This is a genomic window from Paenarthrobacter sp. NPDC056912 (assembly GCF_042786555.1).
Lineage (GTDB): Bacteria > Actinomycetota > Actinomycetes > Actinomycetales > Micrococcaceae > Arthrobacter.
The window spans coordinates 22,252-47,429 of sequence record NZ_JBHUCD010000017.1; the positions used below are offsets into that span (position 1 = coordinate 22,252).

General features: G+C 63.4%; 21 protein-coding genes and 3 tRNA genes. 10 read left to right on the forward strand and 14 right to left on the reverse strand.

Translation table 11 applies throughout. From position 1 onward, the window contains the following. Nucleotides 1-26 precede the first annotated feature (26 nt). Genes nadB through ACFRJ9_RS17600 form a run of 3 tightly spaced genes read left to right on the forward strand, consistent with a single transcriptional unit; the run spans nucleotide 27 to nucleotide 3,790 of the window. On the forward strand, nucleotides 27-1,748 hold the full coding sequence (nadB, locus tag ACFRJ9_RS17590; protein WP_377670528.1) for an L-aspartate oxidase: 1,722 nt from the start codon (nucleotides 27-29) through the stop codon (nucleotides 1,746-1,748). Next, nucleotides 1,741-2,613, forward strand: coding sequence for a carboxylating nicotinate-nucleotide diphosphorylase (gene nadC, locus ACFRJ9_RS17595; protein WP_377670530.1), 873 nt, complete (start codon nucleotides 1,741-1,743; stop codon nucleotides 2,611-2,613). The genes nadB and nadC overlap by 8 nt, the downstream gene beginning before the upstream one ends. Before the next feature lie 7 nt (nucleotides 2,614-2,620). Further along, the gene (locus ACFRJ9_RS17600) at nucleotides 2,621-3,790 is read left to right on the forward strand and encodes a cysteine desulfurase family protein (protein ID WP_377670532.1); all 1,170 of its coding nucleotides are present in this window, start codon (nucleotides 2,621-2,623) and stop codon (nucleotides 3,788-3,790) included. Between the two features lie 12 nt (nucleotides 3,791-3,802). Here ACFRJ9_RS17600 and ACFRJ9_RS17605 read toward each other — a convergent pair whose 3' ends face one another. Together ACFRJ9_RS17605 and ACFRJ9_RS17610 are read right to left on the reverse strand one after the other, a co-directional pair. After that, nucleotides 3,803-4,288 (reverse strand): GtrA family protein, encoded by a 486-nt coding sequence (locus ACFRJ9_RS17605; RefSeq protein WP_377670534.1) that lies wholly within the window; start codon nucleotides 4,286-4,288, stop codon nucleotides 3,803-3,805. Nucleotides 4,289-4,306: 18 nt separating this feature from the next. Next, nucleotides 4,307-5,155 carry a fumarylacetoacetate hydrolase family protein gene (locus ACFRJ9_RS17610; RefSeq protein WP_377670537.1) on the reverse strand — a complete coding sequence of 283 codons (849 nt, stop codon included), beginning with the start codon at nucleotides 5,153-5,155 and terminating at the stop codon, nucleotides 4,307-4,309. A gap of 47 nt (nucleotides 5,156-5,202) precedes the next feature. Between ACFRJ9_RS17610 and ACFRJ9_RS17615 the strand changes: the two genes are divergently transcribed. Both ACFRJ9_RS17615 and ACFRJ9_RS17620 read left to right on the forward strand, forming a co-directional pair. After that, nucleotides 5,203-6,423: an SLC13 family permease gene (locus ACFRJ9_RS17615; protein WP_377670539.1), complete on the forward strand. Its 1,221-nt coding sequence runs from the start codon at nucleotides 5,203-5,205 to the stop codon at nucleotides 6,421-6,423. Nucleotides 6,424-6,510: 87 nt separating this feature from the next. Beyond that, on the forward strand, nucleotides 6,511-7,056 hold the full coding sequence (locus ACFRJ9_RS17620; protein WP_377670542.1) for a PRC-barrel domain-containing protein: 546 nt from the start codon (nucleotides 6,511-6,513) through the stop codon (nucleotides 7,054-7,056). Here ACFRJ9_RS17620 and ACFRJ9_RS17625 read toward each other — a convergent pair. Continuing rightward, nucleotides 7,053-7,724 carry a DUF1684 domain-containing protein gene (locus ACFRJ9_RS17625; protein WP_377670545.1) on the reverse strand — a complete coding sequence of 224 codons (672 nt, stop codon included), beginning with the start codon at nucleotides 7,722-7,724 and terminating at the stop codon, nucleotides 7,053-7,055. The genes ACFRJ9_RS17620 and ACFRJ9_RS17625 overlap by 4 nt on opposite strands. A gap of 46 nt (nucleotides 7,725-7,770) precedes the next feature. On the opposite strand from ACFRJ9_RS17625, the gene ACFRJ9_RS17630 reads away from it, so the two are divergent. Together ACFRJ9_RS17630 and ACFRJ9_RS17635 are read left to right on the forward strand one after the other, a co-directional pair. After that, on the forward strand, nucleotides 7,771-8,625 hold the full coding sequence (locus ACFRJ9_RS17630) for a hypothetical protein (RefSeq protein WP_377670548.1): 855 nt from the start codon (nucleotides 7,771-7,773) through the stop codon (nucleotides 8,623-8,625). 69 nt (nucleotides 8,626-8,694) lie between these two features. Next, complete coding sequence (locus ACFRJ9_RS17635) at nucleotides 8,695-9,501, forward strand: transglutaminase family protein (RefSeq protein ID WP_377670550.1); 807 nt, start codon at nucleotides 8,695-8,697, stop codon at nucleotides 9,499-9,501. Nucleotides 9,502-9,533: 32 nt separating this feature from the next. On the opposite strand, the gene ACFRJ9_RS17640 is transcribed toward ACFRJ9_RS17635, so the two are convergent. The 7 genes from ACFRJ9_RS17640 to bcp all read right to left on the reverse strand — a co-directional run bounded on the left by ACFRJ9_RS17640 (nucleotide 9,534) and on the right by bcp (nucleotide 18,646). Then, the gene (locus tag ACFRJ9_RS17640; protein ID WP_377670553.1) at nucleotides 9,534-9,995 is read right to left on the reverse strand and encodes a MarR family winged helix-turn-helix transcriptional regulator; all 462 of its coding nucleotides are present in this window, start codon (nucleotides 9,993-9,995) and stop codon (nucleotides 9,534-9,536) included. Continuing rightward, nucleotides 9,995-11,119: an LLM class flavin-dependent oxidoreductase gene (locus ACFRJ9_RS17645; RefSeq protein ID WP_377670556.1), complete on the reverse strand. Its 1,125-nt coding sequence runs from the start codon at nucleotides 11,117-11,119 to the stop codon at nucleotides 9,995-9,997. Before ACFRJ9_RS17645 ends, ACFRJ9_RS17640 begins: the two co-directional genes overlap by 1 nt. 147 nt (nucleotides 11,120-11,266) lie before the next feature. Further along, entirely contained in the window at nucleotides 11,267-14,512 is a 3,246-nt protein-coding gene (locus tag ACFRJ9_RS17650) for an efflux RND transporter permease subunit (RefSeq protein WP_377670558.1), read from the reverse strand. Nucleotides 14,513-14,579: 67 nt separating this feature from the next. Next, the gene (locus tag ACFRJ9_RS17655) at nucleotides 14,580-16,085 is read right to left on the reverse strand and encodes a malate:quinone oxidoreductase (protein WP_377670561.1); all 1,506 of its coding nucleotides are present in this window, start codon (nucleotides 16,083-16,085) and stop codon (nucleotides 14,580-14,582) included. 79 nt (nucleotides 16,086-16,164) lie between these two features. Further along, complete coding sequence (locus tag ACFRJ9_RS17660; RefSeq protein WP_377670564.1) at nucleotides 16,165-17,832, reverse strand: ABC transporter substrate-binding protein; 1,668 nt, start codon at nucleotides 17,830-17,832, stop codon at nucleotides 16,165-16,167. Between the two features lie 195 nt (nucleotides 17,833-18,027). Continuing rightward, nucleotides 18,028-18,109 (reverse strand) — tRNA-Leu (locus ACFRJ9_RS17665). A gap of 63 nt (nucleotides 18,110-18,172) precedes the next feature. Further along, nucleotides 18,173-18,646, reverse strand: coding sequence for a thioredoxin-dependent thiol peroxidase (bcp, locus tag ACFRJ9_RS17670; protein WP_377670566.1), 474 nt, complete (start codon nucleotides 18,644-18,646; stop codon nucleotides 18,173-18,175). Between the two features lie 85 nt (nucleotides 18,647-18,731). On the opposite strand from bcp, the gene ACFRJ9_RS17675 reads away from it, so the two are divergent. After that, nucleotides 18,732-19,199 (forward strand): MarR family winged helix-turn-helix transcriptional regulator, encoded by a 468-nt coding sequence (locus ACFRJ9_RS17675; protein WP_377670569.1) that lies wholly within the window; start codon nucleotides 18,732-18,734, stop codon nucleotides 19,197-19,199. Between the two features lie 91 nt (nucleotides 19,200-19,290). On the opposite strand, the gene ACFRJ9_RS17680 is transcribed toward ACFRJ9_RS17675, so the two are convergent. The 4 genes from ACFRJ9_RS17680 to ACFRJ9_RS17695 all read right to left on the reverse strand — a co-directional run bounded on the left by ACFRJ9_RS17680 (nucleotide 19,291) and on the right by ACFRJ9_RS17695 (nucleotide 21,889). After that, nucleotides 19,291-19,366 (reverse strand) — tRNA-Lys (locus ACFRJ9_RS17680). Between the two features lie 189 nt (nucleotides 19,367-19,555). Beyond that, a tRNA-Lys gene (locus ACFRJ9_RS17685) sits at nucleotides 19,556-19,631 on the reverse strand. Nucleotides 19,632-19,748: 117 nt separating this feature from the next. Beyond that, the gene (locus tag ACFRJ9_RS17690; protein ID WP_377670571.1) at nucleotides 19,749-20,900 is read right to left on the reverse strand and encodes a PQQ-dependent sugar dehydrogenase; all 1,152 of its coding nucleotides are present in this window, start codon (nucleotides 20,898-20,900) and stop codon (nucleotides 19,749-19,751) included. A 23-nt stretch (nucleotides 20,901-20,923) separates the two neighbouring features. Further along, a complete protein-coding gene (locus ACFRJ9_RS17695; protein WP_377670573.1) occupies nucleotides 20,924-21,889 on the reverse strand; it encodes a hypothetical protein in 966 nt (321 codons plus the stop codon). 180 nt (nucleotides 21,890-22,069) lie between these two features. On the opposite strand from ACFRJ9_RS17695, the gene ACFRJ9_RS17700 reads away from it, so the two are divergent. Together ACFRJ9_RS17700 and ilvD are read left to right on the forward strand one after the other, a co-directional pair. Continuing rightward, nucleotides 22,070-23,002: a LysR family transcriptional regulator gene (locus ACFRJ9_RS17700; RefSeq protein WP_377670575.1), complete on the forward strand. Its 933-nt coding sequence runs from the start codon at nucleotides 22,070-22,072 to the stop codon at nucleotides 23,000-23,002. Nucleotides 23,003-23,096: 94 nt separating this feature from the next. After that, nucleotides 23,097-24,818, forward strand: a complete 1,722-nt coding sequence (ilvD, locus tag ACFRJ9_RS17705) for a dihydroxy-acid dehydratase (RefSeq protein WP_377670577.1) — start codon at nucleotides 23,097-23,099, stop codon at nucleotides 24,816-24,818. Nucleotides 24,819-25,178: the final 360 nt, after the last annotated feature.

A 25,178-nucleotide genomic window follows, 5' to 3' on the forward strand; every position in this document is an offset into this window, starting at 1 on the left:
ACCGGACTAGCCGAAGAGAGCGTCACATGACTACAGGGAACCTTGCCGCCGCGTCGCAGCATCAGCGGCTGGTCGTCGTCGGAAGCGGCATCGCGGGACTCTATTCCGCCCTGCTCGCGGCCGAAGCCGGTGCGGACGTCCTCCTGCTGACCAAGGGCGCGCTCGCTGACAGCAACACGTTCTACGCCCAGGGCGGCATTTCAGCTGTCCTGGACGAGCCCGCCCCCGGTGACACCGTGTCCGCCCACATCGCTGACACGCTCAGAGCCGGCGCAGGGCACTGCGATGAAGAAGCGGTTCGGGTGCTGTGCACCGAAGCGCGGCTGGACATCGCGGGGCTGGGGCGCTTCGGTGTGCGCTTCGACCTGGACGACGACGGAGATCCCTCGTTGGGTTTGGAGGCCGCCCACTCCGCGCCGCGCATCCTGCACGCCGGAGGCGACGCCACGGGCGCAGGAGTTGCCGCTGCGCTGATCAGGACCGTCCTGGACGCCGAGGCCGCCGGGAAGATCAAGGTTATCGGACACGCGCAGGTCACATCCCTGGCGCGGAGCGGTGACCGGGTAGCCGGTGTCAACTACCTCCACGAAGGACGTGACTTCCACGTCCAAGCCGACGCCGTGCTGCTCGCCACCGGGGGAGCGGGACAATTGTTCGCGCAGACCACCAACCCGTCCGTCGCCACGGCGGACGGACTGGCCCTGGCTTGGCGCGCCGGCGCCGCAGTGGCAGACCTGGAGTTCTTCCAGTTCCACCCCACGTGCATGGTGCGTCCGGCCCCTGCCCGCGGGTCCGCAGCCATCCAAACCACCGACCCCTTGCTGATTTCCGAGGCAGTCCGCGGGGAAGGCGCAATCCTGGTCGATGCCAACGGGCTTCGCTTCATGCCCGCCTACCACCCCGACGCAGAGCTCGCGCCGCGGGACGTCGTCTCCCGCAGCATCGCCCTGCACCTGGCCGCACTGGGTGATCCCAACGGCCACGTCTACCTCGACGCCAGAAACATCGAAGAGCAGCGCGGCAAGGGCTTCCTGGAGAAGCGCTTCCCTACCCTCAGCGAGCGCACCAGGCACGCCGGAGTGGACTGGACAACCGAACTCGTTCCTGTAGCCCCGGCCGCGCACTACTGGATGGGCGGTGTGGTGACGGACCTCTACGGCCGGACATCCGTTCCTGGGTTGCTCGCTGCCGGTGAAGTCGCTTGTACCGGTGTGCAGGGGGCTAATCGGCTGGCCAGTAACTCGTTGCTTGAGGGTCTCGTGTTTGGGCGACGGGCTGTTGAAGGGTTCCTGGGGATGTCCGAAGCCCCGCCAGGCGGGCGGAGAGTCCCCACAGCCCACGCGACAACGGCGCTGTCGGGGCCTCCGGTGCCGCTGGGTGGGGTGGCAGGCTACGTGCCCGCTCACCTGGCCGGTCATGACGGGTTTTCCCGCCCGGCACTTCGCCGCCTGATGACCGCAAATGCCGGTGTGCTCCGGGACGGCGACCTGTTGGCTGGAGCCGCGGAAGTTCTTGGGACTTGGGAGAGCGGCGTTATGCCCTTGGAGGTTCCGGCCTCTTTGGACCTTCGGGAGCATGAGGATGCCAATCTGCTCCTGGCAGCCCAGCTGCTCGTTCACGCGGCGCGGGAGCGGCGCGAATCCCTCGGCGCGCACTACCGCAGCGACAGCTGGCTGGACGCCGCCGCCGTCGACGATTTTGACAAGCGTTACACCATGAGCCGGAAAGCGAGCCTCGTCAATGACTAACCTGACCCTCCCCACAGCACCTGTCCGGGACATCCTGGAACGGGCCTTCGCGGAGGACGCCCCTAGCGGCGACATCACCTCGCAGTTGCTCATCCCCGCCGAGGCGAGCGCCACCGCAGTTCTGAACGCCCGCGTACCCGGTGTCTTCAGCGGCGGGACCGTGTTCCGCGACGCCATGCTCTTCATCGACCCGGCTACGGAGGTTGAACTGCTGCTCGCCGATGGTGAAATGTTCGACGCCGGCACGCACCTCGCGCGCGTTTCGGGCAGCGCCCGTTCCGTACTGCTCGCAGAACGGGTGGGATTGAACCTGGTGCAACGCATGAGTGCCATCGCCACCAAAACGGCGGAGTTCGTCAGGCTCGTGGAAGGAACGCGCGCCAGGATCACGGACACGCGGAAAACCACGCCCGGACTGCGCGTCCTGGAACGCTACGCCGTGCGCTGCGGCGGCGGAGCGAACCACCGGTACAGCCTGTCCGACGCCGTACTGGCCAAGGACAACCACCTGGCCGTCATGACCGGTGGAGATCCTGCCAAACTGACTGGGCTGTTGGCTGCGGCCAAGGCCCAGCTTGGCCACACCACGCACTTCGAGGTGGAAGTGGACAGTGCAGCGCAGATCGAACCCGTCCTGGCCGCGGGAGTGGACACCATCATGCTGGACAACTTCTCCCTGGAGGATCTCCGTGCCGGCGTGAAGCAGGTTGACGGGCGGGCCATCGTGGAAGCCAGCGGCAACGTCACCCTCCGCACGGTCACGGAAATCGCGGCGGCCGGAGTGGACGTCATTTCCATTGGTGGCCTCACGCACAGCGTCGCAGCCTTGGATCTCGGCCTTGACGTCGAGCTGACGGCCGTCTGACTTTTCCATGATCTTCCTCGACGCCGCCGCCACCACACCCGTCCGCCGCGAAGTACTCGAGGCCATGTGGCCTTACCTCAGCGGTGACTTCGGCAACCCGTCCAGCCATCACAGCCTGGGTGAAACCGCGGCCACGGCGCTCGCAGAGTCCCGGTCCGCCGTCGCCAAGGTCCTCAACTGCCGTGCGGGAGAGGTGACGTTCACCTCGGGCGGCACCGAGGCGGATAACCTGGCCGTCAAAGGCATCGCCCTGGCCCGGCAGGCAGCCGACTCATCGCTGAACCGGGTGGTGATCAGCGCCATCGAACACCCTGCCGTGGAGGAATCGGCCCGGTACCTCGAGCGGGTCCATGGATTCACTGTGGATGTGCTGCCTGTGGACTCCGAAGGCCTGGTATCGGTCGAAGGGCTGCGGTCCCTGCTCAGGCCGGAGACGGCCCTGGTCAGCATCATGTACGCGAACAACGAGGTTGGCACGGTCCAGCCCGTTGCCGCGCTTGCCGCCGTTGCCCGCGAGTACGGTGTTCCCTTCCACACGGACGCCGTCCAGGCTGCCGGCTGGCTTCCCTTGGACGTCAAGGCGCTGGGCGCGGACGCGCTGAGCATTTCCGGGCACAAGCTGGGAGCGCCCAAGGGGTCCGGCGTCCTCTTCACGAAGGGGCGCTTGCCCCTGGAACCGCTTGTTCATGGCGGGGGTCAGGAGCGGGGCAGGCGTTCAGGGACCGAGAACGTTGCGGGGGCCGTGGCATTGTCCACGGCACTGAGGCTGTCCTCCACCGAGCAGCCGCAGCAAGCGGCCCGGGTCTCGGAACTGAGGGAAACCTTCATTGCCCGGATTCTCGCAAACGTGCCTGACGCCATGCTCACTGGCCACCGGAGCCAACGGCTGCCGTCCGTTGCGTCCTTCTGCTTCCCCGGCACCAGCGGGGAGTCGGTGCTGCTCGAGCTTGAGCGGCATGGTGTGGTGTGTTCAAGCGGCTCGGCTTGTGCAGCCGGATCCGATGCCCCGTCAGCGGTTCTCGTGGCCCTTGGCATCGCACCCGAAACCGCGCAGACTGCAGTGCGCTTCAGCTTCACCTCGGCCGTTACCGGCGATGAACTGGAGCAAGCCGCCGCAGCCGTGGAAACCGCCGTCGTGCGTGTCCGGAACCTGGCCCCGCCGAACCCCGGCAGATAACAAGCGGGGCCGCTAGACGTGGCGGGCGCGCCGGAAGATCCAATGCCTCAACAACGTGAACCGTACCGCAGTGGCAACGAAGCCGGCGAGCGTGGTGGTCCAGAGTTCCTCGGTAACCGTCGCCTCCGGCCGGAAAAGGTGCAACACACCGAGGCTGCCGCCCGTCATCACAAGGGCAATGGCAATCACGATCAGCCCGCTAAGGTGGTCCTGCGCGCGCCTCTTGTGGCCGGTGATCTTGAAGGTCAGCCGCCTGTTCAACGCCGTGTTCATCAGCGACGTAACGATCAGTGCCACCGCATTCGCCAGTTGGGGGTCGATCCAAGGGCGCAGCAGGGCATAGATGGCCAGCGAACTCGCCGTGCACACTATCCCCACGCCGGTGAAGCGAATCAACTGCCGCACCACCGGGTACTTGAAGAGGCCCCTATGGCGCCTGCGGGACGGTTTGGCGGAGGGAGACGGGCGCAGCTCTGTGGCGTCCGCGGCTGTCTCCATGCCATTAAGCCTGACACACTATGCGGACAGGTCCTCCCAGGAAGCGCCGGTGACGGGATTCCGAAGCTCACCGATACCCTCCACGCGACACGCCACAGTGTCTCCGGGCTGGATCCGCGCACACTCCGCCGGGAAGCCGGTGAGCACCAAATCGCCTGGCTGAAGGGTCATGAAGGAAGTCAGGTAGACCATGATTTCGTCCACCTTCCAGCCAAGGTCCGCCGAACTGGCAGTGGTCAGCTCTTTGCCGTTGTGGACGATTCCGATAGAGAGGTCGGAATCATCCAGCTCGGTGACCATCCACGGCCCGGCAGGCGTAAACGTGTCCTGGCTCTTGGCACTGATCCAGAGTTCGTCGGTCTTCTGGAGGTCGCGGGCCGAAACATCGTTGCCGATGGTGTACCCGAGGATGGCCGATCGCGCCGTTTCGAGGGTGAGGCCCCGCGCAGGACGGCCCACGACGACGGTCAGTTCAGCTTCCGGGTCTACGTACCCGACCGTCGAACTCAGTTGGATGGCCTCGCCGGGCCCGATCACGCTTGAGGCCGCTTTGTGGAAAGCCTGGGGCGGCAGGTCGCGCCCGGGCTGCCCGGTGTTATGGGCCATGCCAAAAACGTTGACCGGTACGGAAGGAGCCAGGAACGTGAACCCGCCTTCGTCCACCACAGTGCCTGGTTCCCAACCCTCCCTGGCCGGACTGGCCGCATTGGCCCTCGACCCCGGGAACGGCGAATCGATGACAGTCCACTCCTTGCCGGCCCCGGATTCGAAGTCCGGAGCATCGTTGGCTACGAAGAACTGTTCGTCGGGAGCTGCCGGAGTGAGGGGTCGGACGCGGGCGATGCGGCGTGGCAGTCGTGAAGTCATGAAGACATCCTACGTCCTCCCGGGGGTGGTGGGCTTAGAATCCGTTCATGCGTCTGGCGATCATAGGGGCCGTCCTTTTGGTGGCCGGTGCGGCAGCTGTGGCTGCCGGGCTACTGCCGTGGGCAGAAGTGGGTGCGCTCGTTGACCGGGTAGCGCCCATCATGCTGTTCGTCGTGGCCATGACCGTAGTGACAGAGTTGGCCAGCGAAGCCGGGCTTTTCCAATGGATCGCGCGCCGGCTCCGGCGTTGGGGGAGAGGCAGCAGCCTCCTCCTGTGGTTGTTGCTGGCGCTATTCGCGACGCTGAGCACCATCTTCCTGTCGTTGGACACCACGGCCGTGCTCTTGACCCCGGTGGTGGTGACGGTGACCCGCCGCGCAGGCCTCCCTGTCCTTCCCTTCGCCTTGACTACGGTGTGGCTGGCCAACACTGCCAGTTTGTTGCTGCCCATTTCCAACCTGACCAATCTCCTGGCCCAACATCATCTCGGCGGAATGAGTCCAGCCGGATTCGCAGCCCTGATGTGGGCGCCGGCGCTCGCCGCGATCCTGGTGCCGCTGGCCTTCATCGGCGTTGTGTTCAGGCGGGAGCTGCGGAAAAAGTATGCCCGGATTCCCGTCGGCCGCATCAGGCCGGATGCCACGGTATCCGAACAGCGCGACACCTCGCCCGTAACGGACCGGGTGCTGCTCGCCTCTACCGCAGTGACGCTTGCCCTGCTCCTGCCAGCCTTGGTTTCCGGAATACCGATCTGGATCTCCGCTCTGGGCGCCGCCCTTGCGCTGCTGGCGGTGTTCGCGGTCCGGAGACGCAGTGCGCTCAGTGTTTGGCTGGTGCCGTGGTCCTTGCTCCTGTTCACCTCAGGGCTCTTCCTGGTGGTGGAGGCAACGCGCTACCTGGGAGCCCCGGCATTGCTGGGTCAATTGGCCGGGCAGGGGGAGGGTTTCTTCGAATTGCTCCGGCTGGCCGCTACGGGAGTCGTCGGCTCGAACGCGCTCAACAACCTGCCGGCCTATCTCCTCCTTGAACCACTGGCCGGGACACCCCTGAGGACAGCTGCGTTGCTCATTGGCGTCAACGCCGGTCCACTCATCACTCCATGGGCATCCTTGGCCACGCTCCTATGGCACGACCGGCTGGTGAAGATGAACGTCCTGATCACCTGGAAGGGATACGCCCTCTTCGGTCTGATGGTGGTCCCGCTGACCGTGGCAGCGGCCGTCGGGGCGCTCGCAGTCACCGGAATGACGGTGGGGGCCGGACCGTGACATCGGCGGACTTCCGCCGTTTCCGGAGACAGGACAGAATAAGTGACATTCAGGGAGGCTTCCTCCCACCGCGAAAGGACGCACTGAATGCTTAGCCTGCAGGAGATCGACACAATTGTCCTCAACGGAGGGATAGTGGTGGATTCCGCCGGGGAAAAGATCGGTTCCGTGGAGCAAGTATTCGTCAGCGGCGACTCCGGGGATCCCGTGTTCGTCACCGTCCGGACGGGCTTGTTCGGGATGTCCGAATCGTTCGCTCCGCTATCCGGGGCGAGCCTCGAAGAAACCGTGATCACCCTTGCAGTCGCCAAGGACAGGGTGAAGAACGGTCCCAGGATCGAGAGCGACCGTGGCGTGATCACGGAGTCCCAGGAGCAGGAACTCTTCGAGTACTTCGGCCTGCAAACCGACGCCGGCAACGAGGCGACCACGGAGCCGGCGGTTCCTGCCCAAGCGAGTGCCGGGAGGGCAGAGCCACTCCCACCACCTCCGCCGCCCCACCTGCACAGGCACGTCCCGCCACGGCCACCTTTGCCGGATTACGGGGACGGCCCGCACCTCCCGGGACCGCCGCATACCCATCAGGGTCCGCATCACCGGCCTCCGGGCCTCCACGGCCCGGGCCAGACTTAGCCCTGCAGGTAGAGCTCGCCCACCGGCACATCGGCGGCGAGCCGGTTAGCGGGGCCGGCCAAGGGGCAAGCCCAGGCCTCGTTGTAGGCGCACGAAGGGTTGTAGGCGAAATTGAAGTCGAGGATGAACTCTTGCTCGTCGCCCGTTCCCCGCGTCCCGTGGAAGGATCCCTTCACGGTGTCCAGCAGATACCTGCCGGCTCCGTAGCTTCCCCCGGCCTTGCCGGCCGTGGCGTCCCGGAACGGCACAAAAATGCCGCCCCCGTAGCTTTGGAGCCGCCATGCCGCCAACGAACCAAGGCCGGCCAGTTCAAACGTTCCGATCCTTACGAACGGAACCACACCGTCGGTGCCTGTCTCCACCTTCATCTCCTGCCCCGTGCCTTCCGGAGACAAAGCCGCTTGGAATCGGAAGGCGGGATCGTAGTCGGCCGTCCGCAATCCGGAAAACGCGGCCTTCATGTCCGGGGTCAACGCAGATGCGGGGTGGGTGGCGAACATGAGGTCCCGCTCCTGGCGCCAAAAAACATGGGCGTCGAAGGGGTTGGTGGCAGCGAGTTGGCGCACTTTGTCATAGAGGGCGAACGTGCGCAGGCGCCAATCTGCGATGTCTACGGCGGACATGGCAGGGATATTGTCCTCAAATTCATCGTGCTGACGGTGAGCCATACCCTCAGCCTAGTCTCACGGCGAAAATGCAGCTTAGGCTGTCCGCATGAAGGGCATCGTAAACCGGCACGGCACTACCACCCACCTTGGGCTCCCTGCGTTGGTACTGGGCGCCGTCCTGCTCGCGGGGACATCGGCTTGTTCGGCGGAAAACAAGGGCCCGCAAGTGTCGTCGACGGCCAGCTCCCAGCCCAACAGTTCCGAATCCGGCACAGGCACACCGGACAGCACGACGGCGGCAACGGGCACGGCGTCCATCTCGCCTTCTGCCTCAGCGGCTTCGAGCGGGACCGCTGGTGCCGGACCGGGTCCGGCAGCGACGGCCCTGTCCTGGAAGACCTACACCGACTCCGCGAAGACCGTCAGTTTTGACCTGCCTGAGGACTGGATCGCTCAGTCCGTGGAGCCGGAGGCCGGATCCTTGCCGGGAGCCCTGAAAGTGGAAGTCAAAGACAGCGGGGGCCGATACATTGCCACGCTGCACACGGGACTGCCCGCATCACCACCAGCTGCCTGCCCGGCCGGACAAAGCCGCCCGTACGTGGTGATCAGCAGTGTTCCACTGGACGTACCGCACTCAGACGGTCCGGACACGATTGATCCCCGGGTAGTGTTCCGCGTGATTCAGGGGTACAGGTTCTTTGGCTCCTACGGCGTCACCAATGTGGTGGCCGGTGCGGACGGCCAGTCCTGCGAACTCAGGAACCGTGTCCAGGGGCCGGCAGGCAAGGGCGACTTTTCCTTCAGTGACGTAGGAGCCATCCACGCCTTCGCCACAGATGAGAAAGTGGCTCCCGCGAAGGCCTTTGAAACCCTGGACCTGGCAGCCAAGTATGCAGCCCATGGTTCTGAATTCGCCAACGTCCAACGGATGCTACTGTCTCTGAAGGTCAATCTGTAGTCCTGCGGTTGGCTGATCCACGCAACGGCGGCATCGGGGGACTGCCCGCCGCAACACACCCGGAGACCAATGGAACGCAACGTTGCTGCCACGCTCGTTTTCAAGACCGCAGCCGACACGAAAGTGGCCATGGCCATTGCCGTGGCCAACAATCCTGGGTACCACTCAGTCATCGAAACCCTCTCCATCACCGTCAACGGGGATGATGTTCCCTACTCCGAACTCGTCGACCACCACGGGGGACGCTTCCAATACATGGAGTTCGCTGAGCCGAGCGAAGTGACAGTTGACTACAGGGCCACCGTCCACGGCTTCGGCGAAGCTGATGCGTCTTCTCAAATGGAATTGATCCGGTACGTCAGGCCCAGCAGGTATGCGGAGTCGGACAGGCTCCTGCCCACGTCTTATGCCGAGTTCGGCACCCTGCGGGGAGCCGAGCTGCTCCACGCCGTTCGCAATTGGGTCAACGGGGAGCTCCGATACGTCAGCGGTTCCTCGCGTGGAACGGACGGCGCCGTGGAAACGCTGCTTCACCGCAAGGGAGTGTGCCGTGACTTCGCCCACCTCGCCATTGCGCTGTTGAGGTCCAAGGACGTGCCTGCCCGTCTTGCTGCGGTCTACGCACCCGGCCTGAGCCCCATGGATTTCCATGCAGTGGCCGAGGCCTACCTGGACGGTGCCTGGCGTGTCATCGATCCCACCGGATTGGCTCCGCGCGAGTCCATGGTCCGTATCACCACCGGTCGCGATTCCTCGGACACGGCGTTCCTGTCCACAGTGGGTGGCAGCTTGTCGCTGAGGACGCTGAAGGTGAGCGCCTCGGTCAACGGCGAGCTCCCGGTGGAGGACCCCCGGGAGCTCATGAGCCTGCGCTGAGGCCTGCCGAGGACCGAAGCAAGGCAACGGACTTAGTGGCGGGCCACTGAAGCGCGGAGCTTTTCCGTGAGGCGCAAGAGTTCGCGCTGCTCCTCGGAGGTAAGCGCCGGCGCCACCAACTCTGCGATGTCGCGCACGTGTTCGCGCCCGATCGTTTTCTGAAGCTCGCTTCCGGCTTCGGTGAGCGACAGCAGGACTCCACGACCGTCGTCGGGCGCTGTTGTGCGCTTCACCAAGCCCCGCTTTTCCAGGCGTTCCACCAACCGGCTCAGGCTGGACTGGCTCAGCAGCACTTTGTCGTTGATTTCGTTCAAACGAAGTTGGCCCGAAGGGCAGCGGGACAGCGTGAACAGGACATCGTATTCCTTGACGGGGAGTGTCTTGAACGCCGGCCCGGACTGGAGCTTGCGCATCACCGCCACCTGGGAGCGGAACAACGACTCCCAGGTTTCGGCGGCGAGGCGAACGGCGGAGGACGCCGAGGTGCTGGACATCAGGCTTCCTGCCCCGAAGCTCCGGCCGTTGCGGACTCGTTGACCTTTGCCTCCAGCGCGGCGGCGACGCGTGAAGCGTGCGTCGGAGCGTCCGGAACGTGGGCTGGCTTGAGTGCAGCGTATTCCTTCCGCAGTACCGGAAGGACTTCCTCTCCGAAGAGGTCCAGTTGCTCCAGCACGGTCTTCAGGGGAAGTCCTGCGTGATCGATCAGGAACAACTGGCGCTGGTAGTCACCGAAGGCCTCGCGGAACGTCAGCGTCTTTTCGATGACCTCCTGCGGGCTGCCCACCGTCAGGGGCGTTTGCGACGTGAAGTCCTCCAAGGAGGGTCCATGGCCGTACACCGGCGCATTGTCGAAGTACGGACGGAATTCCTTCACGGCGTCCTGCGAGTTTTTCCTCATGAAGAACTGGCCGCCCAGGCCGACGATTGCTTGGTCTGCCTTGCCGTGTCCGTAGTGTTCGTAGCGCTCACGGTACAGGCCGATCAGCTGCTGGTAGTGCTCCTTCGGCCAGAAGATGTTGTTGGCGAAGAATCCGTCGCCGTAGTATGCGGCCACCTCGGCGATCTGCGGCGTGCGGATGGATCCGTGCCACACGAAGGGGGCGACGTCGTCGAGCGGGCGCGGTGTGGACGTGAAGTTCTGCAACGGAGTGCGGAACTTGCCCGACCAATTGACCGTGTCCTCGTCCCACAGCTTGCGGAGCAGGCTGTAGTTCTCGATGGCCAGTTCCACGCCGTCCTGGATGTTCTTGCCGAACCAGGGGTAGACCGGTGCTGTGTTGCCGCGGCCGAGAACCAGGTCAACCCTGCCATCGGACAGGTGCTGCAGCATGGCGAAGTCTTCTGCCACCTTCACGGGATCATTGGTGGTGATCAGCGTGGTGGTGGTGGAGAGGGTAATCCGCTCGGTTTGCGCAGCGATGTAGGCCAAAGTGGTGGTGGGGGAGGAAGAGAAGAAGGGCCTGTTGTGGTGCTCGCCCAAGGCGTAGACATCCATGCCGATTTCTTCGACCTTCTTGGCGATGGCAACGGACGCCTTGATGCGTTCATTTTCCGTGGGGGTGCGGCCCGTGGTGGGGTCAGTGGTGATGTCACTGACGCTGAATACGCCGATCTGCATGATGTGCCTTTCTCCCTGCCCGTGGTTCCGGGCTCTGTGAACAGTGTACCTCAAACTAGATGCATTTGCATGTATCGCAGTCTGTAACAGGACAGGGCCGGGAAATGTTCCCGGCCCTGTCCTGTATTGGTGATGCGGAGTCGGCTGCTACTCCGAGGGGCCGTTGGCCGCACGACGACCCTTGACCCGGGGAATCATGCCCGTGGTCCAATCCTGGTATTCGTCCCCGCCGTGACCGGCAGGACCTTCCGCGGCAGCGTCGTTGCCATGGTTCGGCGTGGGCTTCTCCTGGAGCGACTTCAGCAATTGGCGCTTTTCGCGGCGCCCCTCCACGAGCTTGTAGAGCACGGGGACCAGGACCAATGTCAGCGCCGTGGAAGACACCAGGCCGCCGATCACCACAATGGCGAGAGGCTGTGAAATGAATCCGCCGCCTCCAGTGAGGCCCAAGGCCATGGGCGTCAGGGCGAACACAGTTGCCAATGCCGTCATCAGGATGGGGCGGAGGCGCTGGCGGGCACCGTGGGTGATGGCCTCGGAGACGTTCATGCCGGGGTTGCCGCCATGCGGTTTGCGGTACTGGTTGATGAGGTCGATCAGGACGATCGCGTTGGTGACCACGATCCCCACCAACATCAGCATTCCGATCAGCGATGGCAGGCCCAGCGGAACGCCGGTCAGCAGCAGCAGTCCCACGGCGCCTGTGGCCGCAAAGGGCACCGAAACCAACAGGATCAGGGGCTGCACCAGGGACTTGAACGTGGCCACCATGATGACATACACGATTGCGATGGCCGCCAGAAGCGCCAAGCCCAACTGGCGGAAAGACTCGGCCTGCTGCGTCGTGGCGCCGCCGATCGTGGCTGTGACCCCTGCCGGCAGTTCGACTGATGCCAGCCGCTCCTGGACCGCCGTGCTCACGCTGCCGAGGTTTGAGCCCGACGGCGTCACTGTCACCTTCGCTGTACGCTGCCCGTTGCTGCTGGTGATGGACACCGGTGTGTCCACCTGTTCGACGGCGGCAATTGACTCCAGCGCGACGCTTCCGCGCGCTGTGGGGAGCTGGAGCGCGCGCACCGCGTCAATGCTGGTGAAGCGGGTTCCTTGGCCGATCTGCACAGGGTAGTCGTTGGTCTCGATCCGCACCGTGCCCGCAGGAATGGGGCTTACAGTCGACGCCAGGAACGCGCCCACCTGATCTTCCGTCAATCCGGCCGCCACCGTTTTGGCCCGGTCAACGCGAACCTGGACCACGGACTGCTTGGAGGCGAGGTTGGTGGCTACTTCGGTGCTGCCCGGAACGCCTTCCATGGCTTTGACCATGGCGTCGCTCGCGGCCTGCAGATCGGGAGAGTTCCCGGCCTTGATGGTGATGTCCACGGTGGAGGAAGTGCCGAAACCGCCCTGTTGCGATCCGACAGTCACTTTCCCTGCCGCTCCTTCGAGTTTGGCGCGGACCTCGTCCTGGAGCTTTTCCTGGTCGGCTTTCTCGTCGGTGACTATGGTGAAGGTCGAATTGGATGAGCCGGTGGATGTCAGTGCGGCAAAGCCGGTTTGAGCGTTACCGGATGTGACCTGGACATCCTTGATGCCCTCAACGCCGCGCAGGGCGTCCTCGATCTTTGCTGCCTCGTCACTGGTGGCCTGCAAACTGGTACCTGCCGGCAGGACCTGGCGGACGGTCATGCTGTTCTGCCCGGAGCTGCCCAGGAGGTCTGTCGCCAAAAGCGGTGCGACCGCGATGGTGGCAACGAGCACCACCGCCGCCGCTGACAAAGTGATGACCGGATGTTTCTGGGTCTTCCGGAGGATCGGAAGGTAGCCGCGTTGCAGCCGGCTCCGCTGTTCGGACTCGCGGGCCTTTTCTGCCGTTTCCTTCGCTGCTGCGGTGTCCCCTGAACCGTTCACTTCAGTGCCGGGCTTGGGTGAGGCCAGGAACCAGTAAGCGAGGACGGGCACAATCGTCAGCGAAACCAGCAGCGACGAGAGCAGCGCAATGGTCACTGTCAGCGCGAACGGCCGGAACAGTTCACCAGCAAGGTCGCCGACGAAGGCAATGGGCAGGAAGACGGCGACAGTGGTGAGGGTGGATGCTGTGATGGCGCCGGCTACTTCACGGATGGAAGTCAGGATGGCCGTGAGCTTGGGTTCGCCGTAGCTCAGGTGCCGCTTGATGTTCTCGATCACCACGATGGAATCGTCAACAACACGCCCGATGGCGATGGTGAGTGCGCCCAAGGTGAGGATATTCAGTGAGTAACCCGTGGCCGAGATGCCGATGAACGTGATCAGCAGGGAGAGGGGTATGGAAACGGCGGTCACCAGCGTCGAGCGCACGGACATCAGGAACACCAGAATCACGGCGACGGCGAATCCCAGGCCAAGAAGCCCTTCTGTGGTGAGGTCCTTGATGGACTTTTCAATGAAGGGGGCCTGGTCGAAGACCGGCGTGAAGGAAGCATTGTTTCCGAGCTCGGCTTCCATCGGTGCGATTGCATCCCGTACGGCGTGGGAGATCGCCACAGTGTCACCTTCGGGCTTCTTGGTGACGGACAGCGCCAGCGTGGGCTTGCCATTGGTCCTCGTGATGGAGGTGGCGGTGTCGTCCTCGATGCTGACGTCGGCTACGGCCCCGATGGTTGCCGCGTTCTTGGCACCGGCCAGTGGCAGTCCCTTGATGATCTCCAAGGAATCGACCGGGCTGCCTAGCTGGAGCGACAGGGTCTTGCCTTGGTCCTCGATGGTGCCGACGGGGACCAGGGTGCCGTTGTTCCTCAGTGCGTTGCTGATGGACTGGACCGAAGCCCCCGTGGCCGCGAGGTCTGCGGGCCGTGGCTGGATGAGGATGTGTTGGCTGGCGCCGCCTGTCACATCGGCACCCCGGACGCCGTCGATCTTCTGCAATCGGGGAACGCTCAGCCTCTGGAGATCGGCGTTGAGTTCGCTGAGCGGTTTGTCCGAGGACACGGCAAGGAAAACGATAGGGAAGTCGCTGATGTTGCCGGCGATGGACTGCGGCTCCACGTCCGCCGGCAAGACCCGCTTGGCGTTGGAGATCGCACGATCGATTTGGTTGCGGGCGCGGTCCAGGTTGGAGCCGTACGTGAACACCATGGTGATCTGGGAAACGCCGTTGCGGGACGTTGACGTAGTGGACTCAAGGCCCTCAACGCTGTTCAGGGCAGTTTCGAGCGGCTGGCTTAGTTGCTTGTCCACCACCTCCGGAGAGGCGCCCGGCATGGAGGTCACAACCGTGATCTGCGGGAACTCGATGGACGGAATGAGTTCCTGCTTCAGGGACCCCATGGTGATCACGCCGAACACCGCCGCAAAGACGGTGATCAGCGCGATCAGGGCCCGGTTACCCAGGGACAGCTTGGCCAGGCGGAACATTGCATTGACTCCTGAGGTCTACGAAACGATTCGTCTGACGGGAACCGGCCGCAGCCCCGGGTGTCGCCTAGCTTTGGACGGCGTTGGCCACTTCCAGCTGCAGGGAGCGCGCGGTGCTTGCTTCGAGTTCAGCGGCAAGGTCAGGGTTCTCGTTGAGCTTGACCCCGTAGCCCGGCATCATGTCCTTGAGCTTGGACTGCCAGCCCTTGAAGTTCTTGGGAAAGGACTTCTGCAGCAGTTCGATCATGATCGGCACGGCCGTGGAAGCGCCCGGGGAAGCACCCAGCAGGGCGCCGATGGAACCATCGCGGGAAGCAATGACCTCGGTGCCGAACTGCAGGACGCCACCCTTCTGGGGGTGCTTCTTGATGATCTGCACGCGTTGGCCCGCAGTGATCAGTTCCCAGTTGCCGCCGGCGGCCTCGGGGTAGTACTCCCGCAGGGACTCCACCTTGGCCTCGTGACGCTTGGCCACTTCCTTGATGAGGTAGGCCGTGAGGTCCATGTTGTCCTTGGCCACGGCCAGCATGGGAATGATGTTTCCCGGGCGGATGGACAAAGGAAGATCCAGGTAGCTTGAGGTCTTCAGGAAGTTCGTGGAGAAGCCGGCGTAGGGGCCAAAGAGCAGAGAGCGCTTGCCATCCACGAACCGGGTGTCCAAGTGGGGGACGGACATGGGCGGGGCACCGACTGACGCCTGGCCGTAGACCTTGGCGCTGTGCTGCGAGGTGATCGAGTCGTCCGTGCAACGGAAGAACTGGCCGGACACAGGGAACCCGCCGTAGCCTTTGCTTTCCGGAATGCCGGAGGCCTGAAGCAAATGGAGTGCACCGCCGCCTGCACCTACGAAAACGAACTTTGCGTGGATGCGGCCATGCTCGCCCGATGCCGGGTGCTTCAGGGACAGGTCCCAGCCGCCACCGGCCGCGCGGCTGATGTTGGTGACGTCATGGCCGTAGTTGACCTCGGCGCCGCTGTCCTGCAGGTAGCCCGTCAGTTCGCGTGTGAGTGCACCGAAGTCGACGTCGGTACCTTCCGCCGCGCGGGTAGCGGCGACGCGCTGCTTGCGGTCGCGGCCCTTGACGATCAGGGGAGCCCACTTGGCAATCTGGGACTGGTCCTCGGAGTACTCCATGCTGCGGAAGAGCGTGTTGGGCTTGAGGGCCTCGTACCGGGTCTTGAGGAAGTTCGCGTGGTCATCGCCAATGACGAAGCTCATGTGCGGAACAGTGTTGATGAAGCCCTTCGGCGATCCGATCACGTTGCTGTCCACCAAGTGGGACCAGAACTGACGGGAAAGCTGGAATTGCTCGTTGATGTGGAGGGCTTTGGCCGGGTCCACGGATCCGTCTTTTGCTGCGGGGGAGTAGTTAAGCTCACACAACGCAGCATGTCCTGTACCGGCGTTGTTCCAGGGGCCGGAGCTCTCAAGCCCGGCCTCGTCGAGTCGTTCGAACAGGGAGATGGTCCAGGTGGGTTCAAGCTGCTTGATGAACGCACCCAGGGTGGCACTCATGATTCCGCCGCCAATAAGGACGACGTCGGCATGTTGAGTCTTGGAAATGAAGGTCACAATCAATCTCCGTTAGCGGCGGCACTGGCTGTCACAGAATATCCCCGGTCAGACTCAATACTGAAATTGCGGGGAATCGTCAAGGCTTTAAGCGGACGTTCGTGAAAACTTCGTTCAGGACCGGTGAAGCCGGGTAGCTTTCGACCTTGTTGGACAAGGCCAGCGCCGAGATGGGGAAGGCGATCGGGACCGCCGGCACGGAGGCCGCGATCTCCGCGTTGATTGCTTGGTACTGGGCGTTGCGGTCGTCGCCATCAGGCATTGCGCGGGCCCGTTCGATCTTGTGGAAGACCTCGGAGTCCGAGTAGCCGAACTCCCCGCGGGCCTCGCCGAACAGGGGACCCAGGAAGTTGTCGGCATCGGCGTAGGAGCCGTTCCAGCCGAGAAGGTGCAGTGCGTGGTCTCCCGGTGACTGGACCTTCTGTAGGTAGCCGTCCTCCCAGTCCACCGGCACCGGCTTGATGTTAAGGCCCACTGCCACGAGCTGGCGGCTGATCTCCGCATAGATCTTCTCCGGCGTCGGCATGTAGGCCCGCGTGGCATTGAGCGGATAGTAGAACTTCAGCTCCTCGCCCTTGTAGCCGGCCCTCTGCAGGAGCTCTTTGGCTTTCTCCGGGTTGTAGCCCAGGGAAGGGGCGTTGTTGTTGAAGCCGCTGAGCTTTGGCGGGACGAACTGGGATGCCTGCGCAGTGTTGTCGATGAAGAACCTGCGGATCAGGGATTCCTTGTCCACCGCCATTTCGATTGCCTGGCGGATCTCCGGCTTATCCAGCGGAGCTACGGCTTGGTTCATGCCGAGGTACATCACGGAGAAGGGATCGCGTTGGATGATCTGGACACCCTTCTTGACCAACTGGTCAAAAGTTCCGGAGGTCACGAGGTCATAGGCGTCGATCTTCCCGTCAAGGAGGGCCTGCTGACGTGTCTCTGCACGGTCGTAGGGAATGAAGTTGATGGTTGCTATCTGGCCCCTGTTGCCCCAGTAGCCCTTGTAGCTGCTCAGCGTGACTTTGCTTTCATCCCACGCGCTGAACTGATAGGGGCCCGTTCCCACGGGATGGCCGGCGTAGGCGGAAACCGCCTGGCCGTTCTGGACCTTGTCCAGTACGTTGGCTTTTTGCGCTTCCAAGGCTGCCGGGGATGACATGGCGAACGCGGGCAGTGTCAGCGCCTTCAGGAAACCGGTGAAGGGTCGCGTCAGGTTGAGCTGGACATGGTCGGCCGAGACCACCTTGCAGTCTTTGAAGATGGAGAACACGGGCTCGTCCGAGTACGCCTTGAAAACACCTTGGAAGGAAATTCCGGGTGCCTGCTTTCGAAGGTCTGCCGGGAACGTGAACCAGCGGTTGAAGTTGGCACACACGGACGCCGCATCAAAGGCAGTTCCGTCGTGGAACGTCACGTTGGAACGGAGCGTGAAATCGAAGCTCAGGCCGTTGTTGCTGTCTTTCCACTCAGTGGCGAGGAGGGGCGTTGTCTGGCCCGTTGTGCCGTCGACGCCGACGAGTCCTTCGAGGACCTGGCGGGTGACGCGGTAGGACTCCGAATCGGCAGTCAGGGCGGGATCCAGCCCCAAAGGCATCGAGGCCGTGCCGAAGTTGAAGGTGGCTGCAGGCTCGGGCGGTGCGGTGCTGCTGCTGGACGACGACGGAGCGGGGCCCGGCGTACCTGTGCAGGCTGCCAGCCCTATTGCTACAACGACAGCTCCAAGCTGTACGGTCAGCCGCCGCATTTTGCTGCTTGCCACTCTTGTCCCCTCAAGCCGGTCGGAAGTGCTGTGGCCGGCTACGGCCAGACCGCATTCCAGTCTAGTTGAACCTCCTGAGTGCCCTTCCCAGCGCATTTTCAGGAAACCATCCAGAGCTTCTTGAGAAAAAACACCCCCGGTTTCCCAACCGGGGGTGTTTCAGGTGGTTCTTGACCACTGTGTTCTTCACTGCTGTGCGCAAGGGGGGACTTGAACCCCCACGCCCGAAGGCACAGGAACCTAAATCCTGCGTGTCTGCCAATTTCACCACTCGCGCGGGCCGGCAGGTGGACCGTCCTGACGAACTGGCCCAGCCATATACCGGCCTCCAGTGTACCCGCTACTTGTCGAGCTTGAGGTCCCGCCGGAGCTTGGCCACATGGCCCGTCGCCCGGACGTTGTACTGCGCCAGGGCCACCTTTCCTTCCGGATCCACCACCACAGTGGAGCGGATCAGCCCCATGTAGGTGCGGCCGTAGTTCTTTTTCTCGCCCCAGGCAGCGTAGGAGTCGGCAACGGCGTGGTCTTCGTCGGAGAGCAGCGGGAAGGTCAGGTGTTCGTCCTCCGCAAACGTGGCCAATGCCTTGACCGGGTCAGGGGAAATGCCAACTACCTCGTAGCCCTCGGCCTGCAGCGAAGCCAACGAGTCTCGGAAATCGCAGGCTTCCTTGGTGCACCCGGGCGTGGAAGCCGCCGGGTAGAAATAGATGATCGATTTGCGGCCCGACAGGTCCTTGAGGCTCACGGTATTGCCTGCTTGGTCCGTAAGGGTGAAGTCCGGCGCAACATCGCCGGGAATAAGTCGTTCAGTCAAAATATGCTCCTTGCTAGCGGTCGCGGTTTTCCAGTTTAGTGGCGAGAAGCAACGCCTCTACCTCTTGCGCGCATATACTGTCGGCATGCCAGATATGGAGAGGTGGCCCACTACCCGTTTGCTTTCGACAGCTGCGCGTCTCGTGGAAATCTCGTGGAACGAAAAATTGAAGTCCATCGGACTTACCCACGCCGGCGTCATTGCCATGCAGGTGCTTGCTGCCAAGGGCGCAATAACCCAGGCGGCACTGGCTGAAGTTGCGCGGGTCAAGGCCCAAACGATGGGGACCACCTTGGCCAGGCTTGAGCTGCATGGCCACGTCAGCCGCCACCGCAGCGACTCGGACCGCCGGAGCCATGTAGTGACCCTCACGGAGGCCGGTATCGCTGCCTTGGCCGAAGCCGTGAAGCTGGAGCAGGACGTCTTGTCGCCCGTCGCCGTTGACACCGCCCGCCTGCGTGAAGAGCTCAGGATCGTTGTGCGCGGGTTGGCCGGGATCCCCGCGACGGAGCAGGACTCCGGGGAACCCATCACGGAGGACCCGCAAATCTGACAACAAGCCCATGGCCGGGGGTTCTTCGGAAGCCTCGGCCGGTTATGCAGAAAGACCCCGGATCGTTGAGACGATCCGGGGTCTTTCTTTTTGGTGCACCCCCCGGGACTTGAACCCGGAACCCATTGATTAAGAGTCAATTGCTCTGCCAATTGAGCTAGAGGTGCAACTATTGCAATGGCCGGTTCAAAGAATTCGCATTCCTCGTTGACCTCCGCAACGACAAATAACTCTACACCACTTTCGGCCCGTTTTCGACCATCGATGGCGCTAAGTGACGCATCCCATGAAAACGGTAAAAGAAAAGGGGAACGCAAAAGGCCTTGGAGTGAAATTCACTCCAAGGCCTTTTTCCCTGGTGCACCCCCCGGGACTTGAACCCGGAACCCATTGATTAAGAGTCAATTGCTCTGCCAATTGAGCTAGAGGTGCAGCTGTTGATTTCGATCAACCCGGAGGCTTTTCTTTCCCCGGCGATCTCCGCAACGACATGTAACTCTACACGACTTCCCGCGAACTGTGAAATCGGGCTGCTCGCGGGTGGCAGGTTCAGGATCCAGGGCGCAAAATCAGCGCGAAATCAGGGTTTTTGTTGTTGCTGACAACCCAAAGAGTGCCGTCCGGAGCGCGTGCCACGTCCCTCAGCCGCCCATATTGCCCTGTGAAGTAGGCCACTGGTGTGCCTGCCGAGTCGCCATTGAGCGGAACCGTCCAGAGCCGCTGGCCGCGAAGGGCGCCTGTATAGGCCACCCCGCCGGCAATTTCCAGCCCGCTCGGTGATGCATCGGCAGTGGAGGGCCAAACGACCTTGGCATCAATGAGGCCGCTCCTTCCGGGCGCCCCGGTCACGGTGGGCCACCCGTAGTTGCCGCCTGGCGTGATCAGATTCAGTTCGTCGTCCACGTCCGGACCGAACTCGCTGGCCCAGAGCCGGCCTTCGCCGTCCCACGCCAGCCCTTGAACGTTTCGGTGCCCATAGCTGTACACGGGATTGTCTCCAAACGGATTCCCGGGTGCGGGACGGCCTTCCGGAGTCAAACGAAGGATCTTGCCGCCGAGTGCGTTTGTATCCTGCGGCTGCTCCCGGCGCTGCGAATCGCCGGTGCCCACGTAAAGGAAGCCGTCGGGGCCGAAGCGGATCCGGCCCCCGTTGTGGGTTGAAGCCTTTGAGATTCCCGAGAAGATGACCTCCGGGTCGCCAAGGGCAAGCCCTCCTCCGGCGAGCTCGTCCAGGCGCATCCGCGCTATCCGGTTGTCTGCCGCCGAGGTGAAGTAGGCATACAGCCAATGGTCGGTTTCGAATGCGGGAGACAGAGCAAGTCCCAGCAGCCCGCCTTCGCCGCCAGGGACGACGCCGGAAACCTCGCCGATCGTGGTTGCCTGGCCGTCACGGATGCTCTTGATTGTTGCGGAGTCACGCTCGGAAACCACCGCTGTGCCGTTAGGCAGGAAGACGATGGACCACGGAAGCTGCAATCCGACGTCGAGCTTCTGCAGGACCTCCGGGCTCCGCGGAGTCCCCTGGCCGCCCGGGGCCGGCGCCTGCGACTGGCCGGAAGTGTTCGGGCCGCCCGGCGTGGCAGCGGTCCCCGGAGAGGATGGGCTGCCGGTACACCCGGTCAGGGCCAGGAACAGTGCACAGGCCGCGGCAGGCATCGCTGGTGCGACGATTCGTCGTCGTGGTCCTGAATGCTTGCCCACGTCCGTGCCTGCCGCCGTTTAGTTCAATGCCTGCTGCGCCGGGGTGCGCGGAAGCCCGCGGCTTCGGCGTGGGCGGCCGACTCGAACCACACATCGGCTACCGCCTCGCCGTAGCCGGGGGTGTCTTCGTCGTGATAGGTCATCTCCGTGGCGCTGGCCTTGACGGGATAGCCTTCCGCGGCGGTGCTGGTGGAGCCGGCACCGTAGGGATGCTCCGCTGCGAGATGTCCCGAGCCGCCCGAATCCTCAGCAGCGCCGGTCTCGGCGCCGGGGAGTGTGGGGGAGTGGGCATCGGTGTATTCATGGTGGTGGATCGGGGCGCCGCCGGCGTCTGTCCAGGAGGACTCCCATTCGGCCTTGTCGGCCGCGTCGCTGACCGCCGCGTCGTCAGCTCGCGTGACGTCGTCGGCTGTCACTCCGGAGACCGGTTCAGGCTCTGCCTCAGCGGCGGCTGGTTCCGCGAAGGCATCCGCACCATCGGATGAAGACGCCGTATCCCAATCGTCAACGTCGCCCGCGGCGGCCGGGTGCAGTTCCGCATCGGTGTCCACGATGGGTTCGTCCACCACTGGCTCATCCACCACCGGGGTGGCGATGACCGGTTCTTCGACAGTCAGGCCTGCTGTCGAGACGAAAGCGAGTTCAGGCGATTCGCCAGGCGATGAGTCGTCGACGGCGGTGGGAGGCTCCTCCTCCACGGCCGGTTCTTCAGCGGTTGGCTGGCTCTCTTCGGTGGCCGGCCCACCCATGTTTGCTACGCCGGCCAGTCCGGCGACGCCCGCTGCGGCCGTGGCGGTGTCCGGAATGGATGGCGTGGTGCCCGGTTGCATGCCTGCCGGCGGAGCAGTGCCTGGCTGCCCGGGGGACATGGCCGCGCGGGCATCCCCTGCTGGAGTCGGGGTGGCGTTTTGTGCCTTGTTGCGTGTCATAAGCCACCAAACAATCGCAACGACCAACACAATGACAATGACCCAAATCAACCAGTCCATAGTGGATGCCCTTTCGCTCACAGGGGTGCAGCTCGTGGTGTTCCCGACGTTACGTGCCTGCTATTGGGCTGTCCAGCGTTTGACCGGCCGCACGCCGATTTATTCAGTGTGCTTAGTAAAAGCCCGGCGCTCATATTGCCTGACGGAAAGGAATTCCACCACGTCCCCTAGTCTGGCTTCATGGACTTCAAAAGGCTGCGGATTCTGCGCGAATTGGCCGACCGGCAATCTGTGGGCGCCACTGCTGATGCCATGAATGTCACAGCATCGGCAGTCTCCCAACAGCTGAAGACGCTGCAGGAGGAAATTGGTGTTGTCCTTGTGGAAAAGGTCGGCAGGGGCGTCCAGTTAACGGAAGCAGGACAGGCTTTGGCTGCCGCTGCGGCTGATATTGCCACCGCGATGGCCAGGGCGGAGTCCACCATTGACACCTACAGGAGGGGCTGGCAGACGCAGGTTTCTGCCGCCTTCTTTCCCAGCGCGGCAGAAATGTTGCTGCCGGGGCTGCTGCATCGGGTCGCGTCAGTGGACGGGCTGAGCTTCGATGCCCACTTCGAGGACCCGGGAACGGCATTCTTTGCTCCGTTGGCGGCCGACTATGACATAGTGCTCGCACACAGCGTGGATGGGCCGGAAGTATTTGCTCGGCAGGGACTCACCGTGGTCCCGTTGCTCGAGGAAGCACTTGACGTTGCCATGCCGGCGGGGCATCCGTTGGCAGCCAAGTCGCGGCTGAGCCCCGAGGACGTCGTAGGTTATCCGTGGATCGGGGTCCCTGAGGGTTTCCCCTTCGACACCGTCCTCCGCCAGATCGAGCTGCGCGCCGGAAAGCAGGCATTAAGGGGCCAGCGGTATCCGGATCTAAGGGTCCTGGAGGCGCTGGTGGCTGCGGGCCATGGAATCTGTCTCCTGCCTCGTTATACAGCCCTGGCCACCGCCCGCCGCGGGTTGGTTCTTCGGCCCCTGACTGAGGTGAAAGCGAGCAGGAGCATCGTTGCGTTGTGCCGGCAGGAGGTTGCTGCTCGGGCCACCATTGCCAATGTCCTGGAAATGCTCAAGAGCGAGGCCGAGGCCATTGCCAAGGAACTGCACGAGTCGCGCCTGAATGCGTGAGGATGGAATTGCTCCGGAGAAATATTCGGCCTTCGGTGCTTAACCCGTCAATGATCGGCCACGCCCGGTTCCGCGTAGACATAGACTTTGGGTCATGAGTGACACCACCCGCAGTGCAACAGACAACAAGCCGGACATCAAACCCCGCAGCCGGGTAGTTACGGACGGCATTCACGCGGCGCCCGCGCGTGGCATGTTCCGTGCGGTCGGGATGGGGGATGACGACTTCGCCAAACCCCAAATCGGTGTTGCGAGCTCCTGGAACGAAATTACGCCCTGCAACCTTTCCCTCAACCGCCTGGCCCAGGGCGCCAAGGAAGGTGTTCACGCCGGTGGCGGGTTCCCGATGCAGTTCGGGACCATTTCCGTTTCCGACGGAATCTCCATGGGCCACGAAGGCATGCACTTCTCACTGGTTTCCCGCGAAGTCATCGCCGACTCCGTAGAAACAGTCATGCAGGCCGAGCGCATCGATGGTTCGGTGCTGTTGGCCGGCTGTGACAAGTCCCTTCCGGGCATGCTCATGGCCGCTGCGCGCCTGGACCTCGCAAGCGTGTTCCTTTATGCGGGTTCCATCATGCCGGGCTGGGTGAAGCTGGAGGACGGCTCGGAGAAGGAAGTCACCCTCATTGATGCCTTCGAGGCGGTGGGCGCCTGCGCCGCCGGCAAGATGAGCATGGAAGACCTCACCCGCATTGAAAAGGCAATCTGTCCCGGTGAGGGTGCCTGTGGTGGCATGTACACGGCCAACACCATGGCCTGCATCGGCGAGGCCCTCGGCATGTCCCTCCCGGGCTCGGCCGCGCCGCCTTCGGCAGACCGCCGTCGTGATGACTTTGCCCGGAAGTCCGGCGAAGCAGTGGTCAACCTGCTGCGCCTGGGCATTACCGCCCGCGACATCATGACCAAGAAGGCGTTCGAGAATGCCATCGCCGTCACTATGGCCTTTGGCGGCTCCACCAACGCGGTGCTTCACCTCCTGGCGATTGCCCGCGAAGCCGAGGTGGAACTGACGCTGGACGACTTCAACCGCATCGGCGATAAAATTCCGCACCTCGGTGACCTCAAGCCGTTCGGCCGCTACGTCATGACGGACGTCGACAAGATCGGCGGCGTGCCAGTCATCATGAAGGCACTGCTCGACGCCGGACTGCTGCACGGTGATTGCCTCACCGTCACTGGCAAGACGCTCGCTGAAAACCTTGCCGCGATCAACCCGCCGGACCTCGACGGCAAGATCCTCCGCGCCTTGGACAACCCCATCCACAAGACCGGTGGCATCACCATCCTCCACGGCTCCATGGCTCCGGAAGGCGCCGTCGTGAAGAGCGCCGGCTTCGATGCCGACGTCTTCGAGGGCACCGCCCGTGTCTTTGAACGCGAGCAGGGCGCCCTGACCGCCCTGGATAACGGCGAGATCCACAAGGGCGATGTGGTGGTCATCCGCTACGAAGGCCCCAAGGGCGGACCCGGCATGCGCGAAATGCTGGCCATCACGGGAGCTATCAAGGGTGCCGGCCTCGGCAAGGATGTCCTGCTCCTGACGGACGGACGCTTCTCGGGCGGCACCACGGGCCTGTGCATCGGTCACGTTGCGCCGGAAGCGGTCGACGGCGGCCCCATCGCCTTCGTCCAGGACGGTGACCGCATCCGTGTCGACATCGCGGCCCGTTCGTTCGACCTCCTGGTTGACGAGGCAGAGCTCGAAGCCCGCAAGGCGGGCTGGGAGCCGCTGCCCGCCAAGTTCACCAAGGGCGTCCTCGCGAAGTACGCCAAGCTGGTGCACAGCGCCTCCACCGGCGCTTATTGCGGCTGATTCCTGCCTGGACTCCGGCTTTCGCGAGACGGCCGGAGTCCGGCAGGCGGACATCACTGTCCAAATAGTGAGATACGCTAAGGCTCAATTGACACGTATCTCACTTAGAGGGAACACTGAACGCATGATTACATTCGTTACCGTCGGCGTCGTCGTCCTTACCAAGCGCGTGGCTTAGCCCGACTGGTAACGAACTGTCACGCGCAAACCCCTCGAAGAGCCGGAAGGCTGAGGGGTTTTTTTATTCCCCGCAGTTGATTCCGTCCACAAAGACGGCGCAGCGGCCACGGCGCAGTGAAGCAGGGAAGCAGTACCAAGAAGCAGTACCCATCAACTGAAGATCCACTAAGGAAGAGTCCG